Annotated in this window: 14 protein-coding genes; 6 read left to right on the forward strand and 8 right to left on the reverse strand. The window is 58.7% G+C overall.

Annotated elements, in window-relative coordinates:
• The first annotated feature begins 174 nt into the window (after positions 1-174).
• Entirely contained in the window at positions 175-870 is a 696-nt protein-coding gene (locus AB4N74_RS03770; protein WP_099758446.1) for an HAD-IA family hydrolase, read from the forward strand.
• A 73-nt stretch (positions 871-943) separates the two neighbouring features.
• Here AB4N74_RS03770 and AB4N74_RS03775 read toward each other — a convergent pair whose 3' ends face one another.
• Positions 944-1,690 carry a 3-oxoacyl-ACP reductase family protein gene (locus tag AB4N74_RS03775; protein WP_460098294.1) on the reverse strand — a complete coding sequence of 249 codons (747 nt, stop codon included), beginning with the start codon at positions 1,688-1,690 and terminating at the stop codon, positions 944-946.
• Positions 1,691-1,816: 126 nt separating this feature from the next.
• Here AB4N74_RS03775 and AB4N74_RS03780 point away from each other — a divergent pair, with 126 nt between their 5' ends.
• Positions 1,817-2,740: a LysR family transcriptional regulator gene (locus AB4N74_RS03780; RefSeq protein WP_093431729.1), complete on the forward strand. Its 924-nt coding sequence runs from the start codon at positions 1,817-1,819 to the stop codon at positions 2,738-2,740.
• Between the two features lie 120 nt (positions 2,741-2,860).
• On the opposite strand, the gene AB4N74_RS03785 is transcribed toward AB4N74_RS03780, so the two are convergent.
• From AB4N74_RS03785 to AB4N74_RS03795, 3 genes are all read right to left on the reverse strand, one after another.
• Complete coding sequence (locus tag AB4N74_RS03785) at positions 2,861-3,589, reverse strand: aspartate/glutamate racemase family protein (protein ID WP_460098296.1); 729 nt, start codon at positions 3,587-3,589, stop codon at positions 2,861-2,863.
• Positions 3,590-3,644: 55 nt separating this feature from the next.
• Complete coding sequence (locus AB4N74_RS03790) at positions 3,645-5,183, reverse strand: NCS1 family nucleobase:cation symporter-1 (RefSeq protein WP_099758447.1); 1,539 nt, start codon at positions 5,181-5,183, stop codon at positions 3,645-3,647.
• Between the two features lie 579 nt (positions 5,184-5,762).
• Positions 5,763-6,497 (reverse strand): phosphoadenylyl-sulfate reductase, encoded by a 735-nt coding sequence (locus AB4N74_RS03795; RefSeq protein WP_460098299.1) that lies wholly within the window; start codon positions 6,495-6,497, stop codon positions 5,763-5,765.
• A 165-nt stretch (positions 6,498-6,662) separates the two neighbouring features.
• Here AB4N74_RS03795 and thrH point away from each other — a divergent pair, with 165 nt between their 5' ends.
• Positions 6,663-7,280 (forward strand): bifunctional phosphoserine phosphatase/homoserine phosphotransferase ThrH, encoded by a 618-nt coding sequence (thrH, locus tag AB4N74_RS03800; RefSeq protein WP_007916444.1) that lies wholly within the window; start codon positions 6,663-6,665, stop codon positions 7,278-7,280.
• A gap of 86 nt (positions 7,281-7,366) precedes the next feature.
• On the opposite strand, the gene pabB is transcribed toward thrH, so the two are convergent.
• Complete coding sequence (gene pabB, locus AB4N74_RS03805; RefSeq protein ID WP_460098301.1) at positions 7,367-8,710, reverse strand: aminodeoxychorismate synthase component I; 1,344 nt, start codon at positions 8,708-8,710, stop codon at positions 7,367-7,369.
• Between the two features lie 268 nt (positions 8,711-8,978).
• On the opposite strand from pabB, the gene AB4N74_RS03810 reads away from it, so the two are divergent.
• The gene (locus AB4N74_RS03810; RefSeq protein WP_460098303.1) at positions 8,979-9,680 is read left to right on the forward strand and encodes a hypothetical protein; all 702 of its coding nucleotides are present in this window, start codon (positions 8,979-8,981) and stop codon (positions 9,678-9,680) included.
• Between the two features lie 22 nt (positions 9,681-9,702).
• On the opposite strand, the gene AB4N74_RS03815 is transcribed toward AB4N74_RS03810, so the two are convergent.
• The 3 genes from AB4N74_RS03815 to rloA are packed head-to-tail and all read right to left on the reverse strand — an operon-like array spanning position 9,703 to position 12,766.
• A complete protein-coding gene (locus tag AB4N74_RS03815) occupies positions 9,703-10,689 on the reverse strand; it encodes an alpha-L-glutamate ligase-like protein (protein ID WP_093431747.1) in 987 nt (328 codons plus the stop codon).
• On the reverse strand, positions 10,689-12,224 hold the full coding sequence (gene rloB / locus AB4N74_RS03820) for an osmotic stress tolerance membrane protein RloB (RefSeq protein ID WP_093431750.1): 1,536 nt from the start codon (positions 12,222-12,224) through the stop codon (positions 10,689-10,691). Before rloB ends, AB4N74_RS03815 begins: the two co-directional genes overlap by 1 nt.
• Positions 12,225-12,229: 5 nt before the next feature.
• A complete protein-coding gene (gene rloA, locus AB4N74_RS03825) occupies positions 12,230-12,766 on the reverse strand; it encodes a retropepsin-like aspartic peptidase RloA (RefSeq protein ID WP_053116866.1) in 537 nt (178 codons plus the stop codon).
• A 357-nt stretch (positions 12,767-13,123) separates the two neighbouring features.
• Here rloA and AB4N74_RS03830 point away from each other — a divergent pair, with 357 nt between their 5' ends.
• Both AB4N74_RS03830 and prpB read left to right on the forward strand, forming a co-directional pair.
• Positions 13,124-13,846, forward strand: coding sequence for a GntR family transcriptional regulator (locus AB4N74_RS03830; protein WP_172828118.1), 723 nt, complete (start codon positions 13,124-13,126; stop codon positions 13,844-13,846).
• Positions 13,843-14,736 carry a methylisocitrate lyase gene (gene prpB, locus AB4N74_RS03835; RefSeq protein ID WP_093431754.1) on the forward strand — a complete coding sequence of 298 codons (894 nt, stop codon included), beginning with the start codon at positions 13,843-13,845 and terminating at the stop codon, positions 14,734-14,736. The genes AB4N74_RS03830 and prpB overlap by 4 nt, the downstream gene beginning before the upstream one ends.
• The last annotated feature ends 137 nt before the right edge of the window (positions 14,737-14,873 follow it).

Raw genomic sequence — 14,873 nt, forward strand, 5'->3', positions numbered from 1 at the left:
CGAGTAGGCGATGCCTGTAGGGCATTTCGCTAAATATCTGCGAGTAGTTCATCGCTCAATAAACATTGGCCGTTGCTCAATGTCTGTCGCGCTCGTTATGCTGCTGAACCCTTTAATCAGATCCGAGCAGCGGTTCACCTGCCGCCTGGGATGTCTTTGTTAACGGATCCGATGATGAATGCACCGCTGAAGGCGTTCGGCCCGATCAAGGCCGTGATTTTCGATATGGACGGTTTGCTGCTGGACACCGAGGGCATTTACACCGAAGTCACTTCGCTGATTGCCCAGCGCTACGGGCGCACCTTCGACTGGAGCGTCAAGCAGAACATCATTGGTCGTGGAGCCAACGATCTGGCCAATTACGTGGTGCAGGCACTGGATCTGCCGATCACCGCCGAAGAGTTTCTGGTGATCCGCGAACCATTGATGCGCGAGCGTTTTCCCACGGCGCAAGCGATGCCGGGTGCCGAGGAGCTGATTCGCCACCTCAAGGCGCACAACATCCCCATCGCCGTCGGCACCAGTTCGTCGCGGCAATCGTTCGGACAAAAAACCACGCTGCACCGCGACTGGTTCGCGCTGTTCGACTTCATTGTCACGGCGGACGATCCGGAAGTCGGCGCGGCGAAACCGGCACCGGATATCTTCCTGACCGCTGCCCGCCGTCTGGGTGTTGCACCTGAGGACTGCCTGGTGTTCGAGGATTCGCCGTTTGGCGTGACCGCAGCGAAAGCCGCAGGCATGACGGCCATCGCCATCCCCGATGCCGCCATGGCCGATGAAAAGTACGCACACGCTGACGGGATTCTTCGGAGTTTGAAAGCGTTCACGCCAAGTGCCTGTGGTTTGCCGGCACTGGAATGGGCGTAAACATCTGAGACAAAAAAACGCCGCCCCTCTGTAAAAAGAGGAGCGGCGTTTTTCGTTCAGGCGACTCGGAAAATCAGGCGCCGAAACCACCGTCGATGGTCAGGCTGGCACCGGTGATGTAACCGGCTTCCGGGCCCGCCAGATAGGCGACGAAACTGGCGATTTCTTCGGCTTTACCGTAACGACCGACGGCCATCAACGGAATGAGGCTTTCGGCAAAGTCACCGTGCGCCGGGTTCATGTCGGTGTCGACCGGGCCAGGCTGGACGTTGTTGATGGTGATGCCGCGCGGGCCGAGGTCGCGGGCCAGACCTTTGGTCAAACCGACCAGCGCCGATTTGCTCATGGCGTACACACCGCCACCGGCGAAGGGCATGCGGTCGGCGTTGGTGCTGCCGATGTTGATGATACGCGAACCTTCGCCCATGTGCTTGGCGGCTTCTTGCGAGGCGATGAATACGCTGCGCACGTTGATGGCCAGGGTCTGGTCGAAATCTTCCAGGGTGAAAACTTCCAGCGGAGCGACAGCCAGCACACCAGCGTTGTTGACCAGGATGTCGAGTCGGCCAAAGGCTTCGACCGTGGCGCTGACCGCGTGGCGGATCGCTGCGGCGTCGGCGCTGTCGGCCTTGATCGCCAGGGCTTTACCGCCGCTGGTGGTGATGCTGTTCTGTAATTCTTCGGCTTTGGCGGTGGAGCTGACGTAAGTGAAGGCTACTGCAGCGCCTTCAGCGGCCAGGCGTTTGACGATGGCAGCGCCGATACCACGGGAACCGCCTTGAATCAGAGCGACTTTGCCGCCGAGGTGTTGAGTGGTCATGTTCGATCTCCAGACTATTCAAGGCGGGATGCCTTGTTGTTGGTGCCGAGTATCGGCCTCTGATCCACAACCGTGTAGACCCTGATTGCTATAGTCTGTGTAAACCAAAAGTTTATAGTGGCGGCCATGGAAACCTTCAGCAGTATCGAATGCTTTGTCCGTAGTGCTGAGGTCGGCAGCTTTGCCGAGGCGGCGCGGCGCTTGAGTCTGACCCCGGCAGCGGTTGGCAAAAGTGTCGCAAAGCTTGAGGTGCGGCTGGGTGTGCGGCTGTTTCAGCGCAGCACCCGCAGTCTGACGCTGACCGAGGCGGGGCAGCTGTTTTTGAGTGAAGTCAGTGCCAGTCTGACCACGATCCAGAATGCCGTGGCCAATCTGGCCAGTGCCGAAGGGCAGCCGATCGGCACCTTGAAAGTCAGCATGGGCACGGTGTTCGGGCGCCTTTATATAGTGCCGTTGCTCGGCGAGTTTCTGCGGCGCTTCCCGGCGATCAATCCGGACTGGCATTTCGATAATCGTCAGGTCGATCTGATCGGGCAGGGCTTTGATGCGGCGATTGGCGGCGGCTTTGAGCTGCCACAAGGTGTGGTGGCGCGCAGATTGACGCCAGCGCATCGGGTGTTGGTCGCTTCGCAGGATTATCTGAACGGCAATCCTGCGATCACTCATCCGGACGATCTCAAGCAGCACGACGGCATTCTGATTCGCTCACCGCAAACCGGGCGTGTGCGTTCATGGCAATTGACGCACCGCGATCAGCAGCACAGTCCGTTGATGCTCAAGGCCAGGATGACCATGAGCGATTCCGAAGCCGCGTGTGCGACAGCAGCGCAGGGCCTGGGGATTGCACTGGTGAGCATGCCTTTTGCGGTGGGGTATCTGCAGGCGGGTACGTTGCAGCGGGTGTTGCCGGACTGGTTTGTCGATGATGGCAACATCTCGATTTATTACGCCGAACATAAGTTGTTGCCGGGCAAGACGCGGGCGTTTGTCGATTATGTGATTGAACAGTTTGCGGAACAGGGATTGGCGCGGCGCTTTAGTGCGATTTGAGCAAGGCCTGGGAACAAGGTGAAGGCCTTCGCGAGCAGGCTCGCTCCCACAGGGAAATGCATTCCAAATGTGGGAGCGAGCTTGCTCGCGAATGGGGCGACTCGGTTTCCGATGATGAGCCTAGCGGGCAAACCGCCCCGGCCAACCAATGATGTTCTTCGGTCGGGGTGTTGCATACGTTCGCACTTTCGACGTCGACAAGCGCAAGCGCACCAGCGATTCCGCAATCGTTACCGCCGCCGTGACGCCATCCACCACCGGCACGCCAGTGCGCCGACGAATCTGTTCATCCAGCCCGGCCATGCCGCCGCAACCCAGGCAGATCACCTCGGCTTTGTCCTGCGTCACCGCCAGTTCTGCCTGATGCACGATGGCTTCCAAGGCACGCTGTGGCTCGTGTTCCAGTTCCAGAACGGCCAGACCACTGGCCCGTACCGATGCACAACGATCCCACAGGCCGGATAATTTCAGCCGATCTTCGATCAGCGGTACGGTGCGATCCAGCGTGGTCACCACCGAATAGGCGCGGCCGAGAAACATCGCCGTGCTCGCGGCCGCATCGGTGATATCCACCACTGGCACGTTGAGCAATTCCTGCAGACCTTCGCGACCGTGCTCGCCGTAGCCGGCCTGAATCACGGCATCGAACGGCTGGTCGTAGGCCATCACCCGATCCATCACCGCGATGGCCGCCAGATAGCTTTCGAAGTTGCCTTCAATCGAGTCGGCGCCGAAAAACGGTGTCAAACCGACGATTTCGGTACCGGGCGAGGCGACAGCCTGCGCCGAGCGGGCAATGGCCTCGGTGATGGATTCGGTGGTGTTGACGTTGACCACGAGAATACGCATGGGGAAATCCTTATAGCGGGCAGTTCGGCGGCCCGAAGTCCGGGCCACGAGGGAATTAATGGCAGACGTTGTCGACAGCGATCGATTCGCCGCTGATGTCGGCGTAGTGCGGCTGGCGTTTGGCGATGATCAGATAAAGCATTCCGGCGATCCCGGCGCCGATCAGCCAGGAGAACGGCGAGACGCTGTGGAAACCCGGCACGAGCGCCAGGACGATGGCGATCAGCGCCGCAGGAATAAATGCCGCCACCGCACGGAAATTCACCCCACGGCTGTAGTAATAAGCGCCGTCGGGATCTTCGCTGTAGAGCTGCGGGACGTTGATCCGGCCTTTGCGGATCAGCCAGTAGTCGACCATGATCACGCCGTACAACGGGCCGAGCAGGGCGCCGAGGCCAGACAGGAAGTACACGATCACCAGCGGGCTGTTGTAGAGATTCCACGGCAGGATCAGCACAGCGATGGTTGCGCTGATCAGCCCGGCGCGACGGAACGTCAGGTACTTCGGCGCCAGGTTGCTCAGCACGAATGCCGGGGCGACGAAGTTGGCCATGATGTTCACCGCCACAGTGACGATCAGGAATGCCAGGCAACCGAGCACCAGGAAGAAGGTGTTGGGAATCGAGGCGATGATCTCGGTCGGGCTCTCGATGATCCGGCCGTTGATCTGAAATTGCGCACCGCAGAGCAGCACGGTAATCGCGGCGAATACCAGAATATTCACCGGCAAACCCCAGAAGTTTCCTACTTTGATGGTCTTGCGGCACGGCGATGAGCGGGCGAAGTCGCAGAAATTCAGAATCAACGTGCCGTAGATCGCCAGCCACAGTGCGCCGCCGGCAAAAATGTTGCGCCACATCTCGCCACCGGTCAGTGGCTCGCGGATCGACCAGGCGATGGTCGCGTTGGCCTGGAAGTACATCCACGCGGCGAGGGCGGCAACGGTCAGCAGAATCACTGGCCCGGCAAACGCTTCGTAACGGCGGACCATTTCCATGCCGTAGGCGAGGATCGCCAGTTGCACGAACCAGATCGCCACGAAGCACACCCAACCCAGCGACGACAGACCAAGAATCGAATCGTGGTCGTATTCGGCGAATCCGGGATGGACTGCAGTGAGCAATACGCGAAATACCACTGACGCCAGATACGTCTGAATGCCGAACCAGGCGATGGCGATAACCGCGCGGATCAGTGCAGGAATTTGCGCGCCGTGGATGCCGAAACTGATCCGGCTGATCACTGGAAACGGCACCCCGGTTTTTTGTCCCATGTAACCGGACAGGTTCATGAAGAAATACACCAGCGCCGCGCCGATCCCCAGCGACAGCAGAATCTGCCAGCCCCCCAGGCCCAAGGCGTACAGACCGATGGCGAACGAGTAGTTGGCGATGTTGTGCACATCGTTGGTCCACAGGGCAAAGATGCTGTATTTGCCCCAGCGTCGACCTTCGGCCTTGGTTGGCGCCAGATCGCTGTTGTGCAGACGCGGACTGAGTTGTAACGGCTCGGCCAGACCGTCATGGGGTAACGGTTGGTCGAGAGCAGCGGCGGGCAGATTCAGCGCGATGTTGTTGGAGAGACTTGTACGCATTCCGGCAGGCTCCTGATGTTCAGGGCCGCGATGACTGTGCATGAGCCGTCAGGCTCGACAAATCTTCGTCGCGGCAGTGAAAGCATCACTGGTTACGGGGCATCTGCAGCCTGTACGGGATAGGGCGCTTCAGGCTTGCGGATCGAAAGTGGTTTTATGTTTTGCAGTTTTGTATACAAAACATGTATGCACCTAAGCCAGATCTGTGCCAGTCGTTGATCTATGTGCAGCCGTGCTCATTTCGAAAAGTTATCGATGTGCGCTAAGTGTCTGAAAATAATTGGCTAAAAATTGACCGGTTGAACAGGTATTTATTTTTGGCGGGGGATTTTGATGGCGGGCGGAGGCGAGGGATTTTTGGCAGGGATGTAACTTTTCAGGGCGCTTAAACAAAAAAGTGCACACATAAATGGCACCGATGGTGACATTCCTGTGTACACATTTATTGATTCGCTACAAAACCTTGTGGGAGCGAGCTTGCTCGCGAAGGCGGTGTGTCAGTTTAGGAAGATGCTGACTGACATTGCGCTTTCGCGAGCAAGCTCGCTCCCACAGGGAATGGGGTGACAATTAGAAGGATTACGCCTTTCTGATGATATTCCCGGCATGCAACCCGCACTCTTTCTGCGTTGCCTCTTCCCACCACCAGCGGCCTTCGCGCTCGTGCTGATTCGGCAGGACAGGGCGGGTGCACGGTTCGCAGCCGATACTGATAAAGCCGCGCTCATGCAGGCTGTTGTACGGCAACTCGAGCATGCGGATGTAACCCCAGATCTCTTCGCTGGTCATCTGCGCCAACGGGTTGAACTTGTACAGGGTGCGCTCGGGGGTGGAGAACGCGGTATCGATTTCCATCACCGCTACAGCACTACGAGTGCCCGGGCTCTGGTCGCGGCGCTGGCCGGTGGCCCAGGCTTTGACGGTGGACAATTTTCGGCGCAGCGGCTCGATCTTGCGGATACCGCAGCATTCGCCGTGGCCGTCCTTATAGAAACTGAACAGGCCTTTTTCCTTCACGAACGGTTCGAGTTTCGTGTAGTCCGGCGACACCAGTTCGATGTCGATCTTGTAGTGCTCGCGCACCTGATCGATGAAGCGGTAGGTCTCCGGGTGCAGACGGCCGGTGTCGAGGCTGAACACCTTGACGTTCTTGTTGAGCTTCCAGGCCATGTCCACCAGCACCACATCCTCGGCGCCGCTGAAAGATATCCACAAGTCATCGCCGAACTCGGCGAACGCGAGTTTGAGGATCTCTTGCGCGGATTTGTTGGCATAGGTCGTGGCGAGTTCCACGACGTCGAACGTTGCACTCATCAGGGCGGCTTCCTACAGGTCGGTGGCGCTGGGCGCTCTATATGGCGCTGATGGTAACAAAAAGCTGCACGGCTCGGGGACGTGCTGTGCGTTGCGCGTCTGCATGTGAGTCGCTAGAGTTCGGCCTCGCTCGACTCAAATAATCAATACAAACGGGAGTGTCTTGTGGAAATTGCTTGCCTGGATCTTGAAGGGGTGTTGGTGCCGGAAATCTGGATCGCCTTCGCCGAAAAAACCGGAATCGAATCCCTCAAGGCCACCACCCGGGACATTCCCGATTACGACGTGCTGATGAAGCAGCGCCTGCGCATCCTCGATGAGCACGGCTTGAAGCTGTCGGACATTCAGGAAGTGATCGCCACACTGAAGCCGCTGGACGGCGCGGTGGAGTTCGTCAACTGGCTGCGCGAACGCTTTCAGGTGGTGATTCTGTCGGATACGTTTTACGAGTTCTCGCAGCCGCTGATGCGGCAGCTGGGCTTTCCGACGTTGCTTTGCCATCGCCTGATTACTGACGAAACCGGGCGGGTGACCAGCTATCAGTTGCGCCAGAAAGATCCCAAGCGCCAGTCGGTACTGGCGTTCAAGAGCCTGTATTACCGGGTGATTGCGGCGGGGGATTCGTATAACGACACGACGATGCTGGGCGAGGCTGATGCGGGGATTCTGTTTCATGCGCCGGAGAATGTGATTCGTGAGTTCCCGCAGTTTCCTGCGGTGCATACCTTCGCCGAGTTGAAGCAGGAATTCCTCAAAGCCTCAAATCGCGACCTGAGTTTGTAGTCGTCTGGAAGGGCCCCTTCGCGAGCAGGCTCGCTCCCACTTTTGGAATGCATTCCCCTGTGGGAGCGAGCCTGCTCGCGAAGCTTTTAGAGGTTTTGCAGGGTTTCCAGCAGAACCTTCACTTTGGTAATCGACTCCTGATATTCAGCCTGCCAATCCGAATCGGCCACAATTCCGCCACCGCCCCAGCAGCACACCTGCCCATCCTTGACCAACAGACTGCGAATCGCGATGGAACTGTCCATCTCGCCGCGCACGTCCAGATACAGCAACGAGCCGCAATACAACCCACGCCGCGTCGGTTCCAGCTCATCGATGATTTGCATCGCGCGAATCTTCGGCGCGCCGGTAATCGAGCCACCGGGGAAGCTGCCGGCAATCAAATCCAGTGCGTCACGATCATCCGCCAGCTCACCGGTGACGCTACTGACCAAGTGATGCACGTTCGGATAGCTTTCCAGACTGAAAAGCTCCGGCACTCGCACCGAACCGATGCGGCAGGTGCGCCCGAGGTCGTTGCGCAGCAGGTCGACGATCATCAGGTTTTCCGCACGATCCTTGGGGCTGGCCAGCAGTTCGGCGGCGTTCGCGGCATCTTCGGCTGGCGTCAGGCCACGGGGGCGAGTGCCTTTGATTGGCCGGGTTTCCACCTGACGGTCGCTGACTTTGACGAAGCGCTCTGGCGACATACTCAAAACGGCACCGCCATCAGGCAGGCTCTGGAAACCGGAGAACGGCGTCGGGCAGGCTTCGCGCAATGCGCAATAAGCCAGCCACGGATCGCCTTGGCATGAAGCGCGAAAGCGCTGAGCGAAGTTGACCTGATAGCAATCGCCGGCCTGGATGTAATGCTGGATGCGCTCGAAGGCCTGACGATAATTGTCGGCCGAGAGGTCGGCGGTCATTGGCTGGTTCAGTTTGAACGGCGCCATCGACTCGACAAGCGGCTGGCTGAACAGCGCGATCAGCCGCTGTTTCTCGCTATCGATCACGGATGGATGAAACACCAGTTGGCTGCTGGCCGTCTGGTGATCGCTGATCAGCGCCCAGTCGTACAGGCCAAAGCGGGCATCCGGCAATTGCAGATCATCCAGCGCCTGGCTCGGCAGGTTTTCCAGATGCCGACCGAAATCGTAGCTCAGGTAGCCGATCAAACCGCCAGCGAATGGCAGGTCGAAACCCGTTGGCAAATCAGCCTTGCCCAGACGGGTCAGATTATCCCGCAGGCGCTGAAGGAATACGCCGCCGCTTTCGTCGGGCAACACCGCCAGATGTTCCAGCGGCCAGGCGCTGAGCAGGTCATAACGACCACGGCCGGCACTCGGCCGGCCACTGTCGAGCAGCACGGCGCCGGGCGCGTTGCGGATGGCCGCGAAATAGTCGGCGGGATTGGCACGGTAGGGCAGCGGGTGTACAGAGCAGGTCAACATGGGCGGGGCAGATCGGCCGTTGAGGCGGGGTGGGGATTGTAGTCCTCTCTCGGCTGTCAGATCAAAATCAAAAGCCTACCCCCTCACCCCAACCCTCTCCCCCAAGGGGGCGAGGGGAACGGGAGCAGATCTTCATGCTTTTCAAGACCCGAGTTCGGCTCGATATCTCAAGCTGGCGAGGGGGAAAGGGAGCAGATCTTCATGCTTTTCAAGATCCGAGTTCGGCTCGATATCTCAAGCTGGCGAGGGGGAAAGGGAGCAGATCTTCATGCTTTTCAAGATCCGAGTTCGGCTCGATATCTCAAGCTGGCGAGGGGAACGGGAGCAGAACTTCATGCTTTTCAAGATCCGAGTTCGGCTCGATATCTCAAGCTGGCGAGGGGGAAAGGGAGCAGATCTTCATGCTTTTCAAGACCCGAGTTCGGCTCGATATCTCAAGCTGGCGAGGGGGAAAGGGAGCAGATCTTCATGCTTTTCAAGACCCGAGTTCGGCTCGATATCTCAAGCTGGCGAGGGGGAAAGGGAGCAGATCTTCATGCTTTTCAAGATCCGAGTTCGGCTCGATATTTCAAGCTGGCGAGGGGGAAAGGGAGCAGATCTTCATGCTTTTCAAGATCCGAGTTCGGCTCGATATCTAAAGCTGGCGAGGGGAACGGGAGCAGATCTTCATGCTTTTCAAGACCCGAGTTCGGCTCGATATCTCAAGCTGGCGAGGGGGAAAGGGAGCAGATCTTCATGCTTTTCAAGATCCGAGTTCGGCTCGATATCTCAAGCTGGCGAGGGGGAAAGGGAGCAGATCTTCATGCTTTTCAAGATCCGAGTTCGGCTCGATATCTCAAGCTGGCGAGGGGAAAGGGAGCCGATCATCATGCTTTTCAATGCCGGAGTTCGACTCAAGACGTTCAGGTCGGCGTACCTCGAGCATCCACCTCGGTCAGTCCCCTCTCCCTTTGGGAGAGGGCTAGGGTGAGGGGCTTTTTGTTTTTCAGCTTTTAGCCTTCCACAGCAGGAATATGCCCGAACATCTCCTGCGTAAACGCCACCCGCTCTTCAACCGATTCCGTCACCCCACGCGCCTTCAGCTCTTCCAGCCGCGCTTCAACCGCATGGGTACGCAACGTCAGCCCACAATCATTGGCAATCTGAATATTCAGCCCAGGCCGCGCATTCAGCTCGAGAATCAGTGGGCCTTTCTCCTGATCAAGCACCATATCAACACCGATATAGCCCAACCCGCACAGCTCATAACAGCCAGCTGCGAGCTTCATGAAACCGTCCCAGTAGGGCAGTTGCACGCCGTCCACCGCGTTGGTGGTGTCAGGGTGTTTGGCGATGATGTTGTTCAGCCAGGTGCCGCGCAACGTCAGACCCGTGGCCAGGTCAACACCGACACCGATGGCGCCCTGATGCAGGTTGGCCTTGCCGCCGGACTGCCGGGTTGGCAGACGCAGCATCGCCATCACTGGATAACCCATCAAGACGATGATGCGGATGTCCGGCACGCCTTCATAGCTGATGCTCTTGAAGATCTGATCCGGGGTCACGCGGTATTCGATCAGCGCCCGATCACGGTGGCCGCCGAGCGAATACAGGCCAGTGAGGATGCTCGAGATGTGATGCTCCAGCTCTTCATGAGCGAGGATCTTGCCTGACACCGTGCGATAGCGGCCCTCGAAGCGGTCGGCAATCACGATGATGCCGTCACCGCCCGCGCCCTGCGCCGGTTTGATCACGAAGTCGTTGCGCCCGCCGATGATCTCGTCGAGCTTGTCGATTTCCTTCTCGGTGGAGATCACGCCGTACAGCTCCGGCACGTGAATGCCGGCCTCGATGGCGCGCTCCTTGGTGATGATCTTGTCATCGACAATCGGGTACAGGCTGCGCTTGTTGTACTTGAGCACGTAGTCGGCGTTACGCCGATTGATGCCCATGATGCCCCGCGCCTCCAGGGCCTTCCAGGTCTTCCAGAAACCGAACATCAGGCGTCAGCCTTCTTCAGGAAAGCCTTGAAGCGCACCAGCTCGGTCAGGCGGTAGCCGCGATAGCGCCCCATCGCCAGCATGAAACCGACCAGAATCAGCAGGATCGCCGGAAAGGTGAACACGAAGTAGACCAGCTCTGGCACGGTCATGATCAGGTGCGCGAGTGACGCCGCGAACAGCGTGCCGATCGCGACTTTCATCGCATGGCTGGCGCCGCGTTCTTCCCAGGTGATCGACAGACGTTCGATGGTCATGGTCAGAATCACCATCGGGAACAGCGCCACCGACAGCCCGCGTTCCAGGCCGAGTTTGTGGCTGAACAGGCTGATCGCCGCGATCAACACTACAACAAAGGTCAACACCACCGAGAGTCGCGGCAGCATTTGCAGCTTCAGGTGTTCCAGATACGAACGTAATGACAAGCCCAGCGCCGTTATCACGGTAAACAGCAGAATGCCGAAGCCCAGTTGCGTTTCGCGGAAGGCGAGGGCGATCAACACCGGGGTGAACGTGCCGAGTGTCTGCAGGCCGATCAGGTTGCGCAGAATCAGGATCACCAGCACGCCGATCGGGATCATCACCATGATCATGAACGTCTGCTGCGTCTGCAGCGGCAAGCCGTACAGCGAGTATTCGAGGAAGTTGGCGTCGGTGTTTTCGTCCGTCAGCTTGGCCAGACGAATCGCGTTCATCTCGCTGTTGTTCAGGCTGAAGGTCACGTTGGCTTTCTTGCCGCCGTCGACGGTGATCAGGTTTTCATCGCCGGTCCACCACAGCAGGCGGTCGGTCGGCAGGCCTTGCTCGCCGGTTTCCGGGTTGAAGTACAGCCAGTCGTTGCCGTTGAAGCTGCGCAGCCACAGTTCAGGCGTTTGCGGCTGGTCGGCGACGAGGCGGATGGTGTGGACTTTTTCCACCGGCACGTGGGCGATGGACAACAGCAGTTCAACGATTTTGGCTTTGTGCGGCGTCGACGGATCGCCGGCCAGCAGCAGTTTCACGTTGTCGTCGTTGACGTTGTTGACGCGTTTGATCGCCTCGCCAATAAAGGTTTCGACGTCGGCGGAATGCTGGCGGATCGGCGCGAGCAGGGCTTCGGCGGCGATTTTCTCAGGGCCTTCGATGGCGATGCTGTCGCGGAAGGTCGGGCCTTTGATCTTGGATTTTTCGGCGGTGTAACGCTTGGTCAGCACCAAACGGTAATAAAGCGTCTGGTTGCCCTTGGCCCGGCGCGCCGACCAGGTGACCTTGCGGTTGCCGTCGACGCGGTTGACGGCGACACCGTAGTTATTGGAGATAAAGCTTTCATTGAGGCTGACGTAATCGCGGCTCAACGGTGGCACGAACATCTGGATCTTCACCGGATCCTTGGTGCTGGCGACGAACTCGACCTTGGCGTCGATGTTCCACAAGTCGTCGGTGGCGTCTTCGGTCACCGGGATGCCGAGCACGAAAATCTGATAGGCCGTAACCGAAACGCCCAGGAGCACCAGAATGGTGATCAGGATTTTCAGGTGGAAGGTTAGAGAACGCATGGAAATTACTCGGCGGTATGAGCGGCGATGGTGCAGGCGGGTTTGCCGGCAGCGTATTTAAGGCTTGGATCGACCAGCGCATCGAAGCGTTTCAGCGCTTCGGAGCCAATCAAAAGCGGATATTGGAACGCACTTCGGTCGGTCAGGTTCACTTCGATGCTGCGCATCGCCGTGCCCATGCAGATATCCAGCTCGATCACCGGACGGGCGGTGTACTTCTTGCCTTCCTCCGGGTCGTAATCGCCGGCGCGGCGCTTGATTTTGCTGACCCGCGCCAGCGGCCGTTCGATCGGGTGCGAATGCGCGGCGTCGATGGCCAGGTAGAAACGTACCCAGGACTCACCGTTGCGTTTAAAGCGTTTGATGTCGCGGGCACTCAGCGATGCGGTTTTCGCACCGGTGTCGAGTTTTGCCGCAACTTCCAGGTTGATGCCGTCAAGCGAAGCGTATTCGTTGAGGCCGTACACGGTTTTTTCCCCCGCGGCGGCGAGGCCGGGCAGGCAAAACAGGGCAAAGAATGTGGGAAAAGGCTTGAGTCTCATAAATCCTGGTGCGCAGCGTTCCGTTTTCGGTTCAGGTCCTTGGCAAAACTTGCGCAAGACCCTTCGTGTGCCTGGCAGCTTTTTATGACAAGCCGTACAAATGGCCAGCAAATGCGGGCGGCATTCTAGCACGGTGGGTTTATGGCGCCAGCGCTTGGGCCGGTCTATAAAAGATCAGAAGATCGCAGCCTTCGGCAGCTCCTACATTGGATTTGCGTGCGCCCTGTAGGAGCTGCCGAAGGCTGCGATCTTTTAAGGTTATTAGACGATTGTCGACAATACCTATTTATCCTTTGACTGATGCGGGCGAATTGGCTAGTTTTTGCCGCATTGGATTTAAAGGTGTCGACAATCATGCTGGATCAACTCGATCCCCCGGTCATCAGCGGCGACGATTCCGAGACGCTCTCGGAAAACGTCTTCCGGCGTATTCAAGCGGCCATCGTCAAAGGTGAGATCGCCCCGGGCAGCAAGATCTCAGAGCCGGAGCTGGCGCGCACCTACGGCATCAGTCGCGGGCCGTTGCGCGAGGCGATTCATCGCCTGGAAGGCCAGCGCCTGCTGGTGCGTGTACCGCACGTCGGTGCGCGGGTGGTGTCGCTCAGTCATGCCGAATTGCTCGAACTCTACGAAATCCGCGAATCCCTCGAAGGCATGGCCTGCCGTCTGGCGGCCGAACGCATGAGCGTCGAAGAAATCGACGAACTGCGCCGGGTGCTGGAAACCCACGAGCGCGATGCGGCGTTTCAGGCCGGCGTTGGCTATTACCAGCAGGAAGGCGATTTCGACTTCCACTACCGGATCATCCAGGGCAGCGGCAACCGCACGCTGACGCAGATGCTCTGCGGCGAGCTGTATCAACTGGTGCGCATGTACCGCATCCAGTTCTCGACCACGCCGAACCGCCCGCGCCAGGCCTTTGCCGAACACCACCGGATTCTCGATGCCATCGCCGACCGTGACGGCGAACTCGCGGAATTGTTGATGCGCCGTCACATCGGCGCTTCGAAACGCAACATCGCCCGTCATTACCAGGACGGCGCCCACAACAAGACAGCCACTGAACGAGGTGAGTCATGAGTTCCAACCTGAACACTCCAGGCCAGCGTTTCCGCGATGCGGTCGCCAGCGAGCATCCATTGCAAGTGGTCGGCGCGATCAACGCCAACCACGCGCTGCTGGCCAAGCGCGCCGGTTTCAAGGCGATCTACCTGTCCGGTGGCGGCGTGGCCGCAGGCTCCCTCGGCGTGCCGGATCTGGGCATCACCGGTCTGGACGACGTGCTGACTGACGTGCGGCGCATCACCGATGTCTGCGATCTGCCGCTGCTGGTCGACGTCGACACCGGTTTCGGCTCGTCGGCGTTCAATGTGGCGCGCACGGTCAAGTCGATGATCAAGTTCGGCGCTGCGGCGATTCACATCGAGGACCAGGTTGGCGCCAAGCGTTGTGGCCACCGTCCTAATAAAGAGATCGTCAGCCAGCAGGAAATGGTTGATCGCATCAAGGCTGCGGTGGATGCGCGTACCGATGACAGCTTTGTGATCATGGCGCGAACCGATGCACTGGCGGTGGAAGGTCTGGAGTCGGCACTCGATCGCGCAGCCGCATGCATCGAGGCCGGCGCCGACATGATCTTCCCGGAAGCCATCACTGAACTGGAGATGTACAAGCTGTTCGCCAACCGTGTGAAAGCGCCGATTCTGGCCAATATCACCGAGTTCGGCGCGACGCCGCTGTACACCACCGAGCAACTGGCTGGCGCCGATGTGTCGCTGGTGCTGTATCCGCTGTCGGCGTTCCGCGCGATGAACAAGGCAGCAGAAAACGTTTACACCGCGATCCGCCGCGATGGCACGCAGCAGAATGTCATCGACACCATGCAGACTCGCATGGAGCTGTACGATCGCATCGACTATCACACCTTCGAGCAGAAGCTCGATGCGTTGTTTGCACAAAAGAAAGGCTGAACAAGATCCCCTGTGGGAGCGAGCCTGCTCGCGAAGACGGACTGACATCCAACATTGATGTCGACTGATCCAGCGCTTTCGCGAGCAGGCTCGCTCCCACAAGTTTTCCCCATACAAATTCAAAAAGATTGGAGAAC

It is taken from the genome of Pseudomonas sp. H3_C08 (assembly GCF_054669455.1).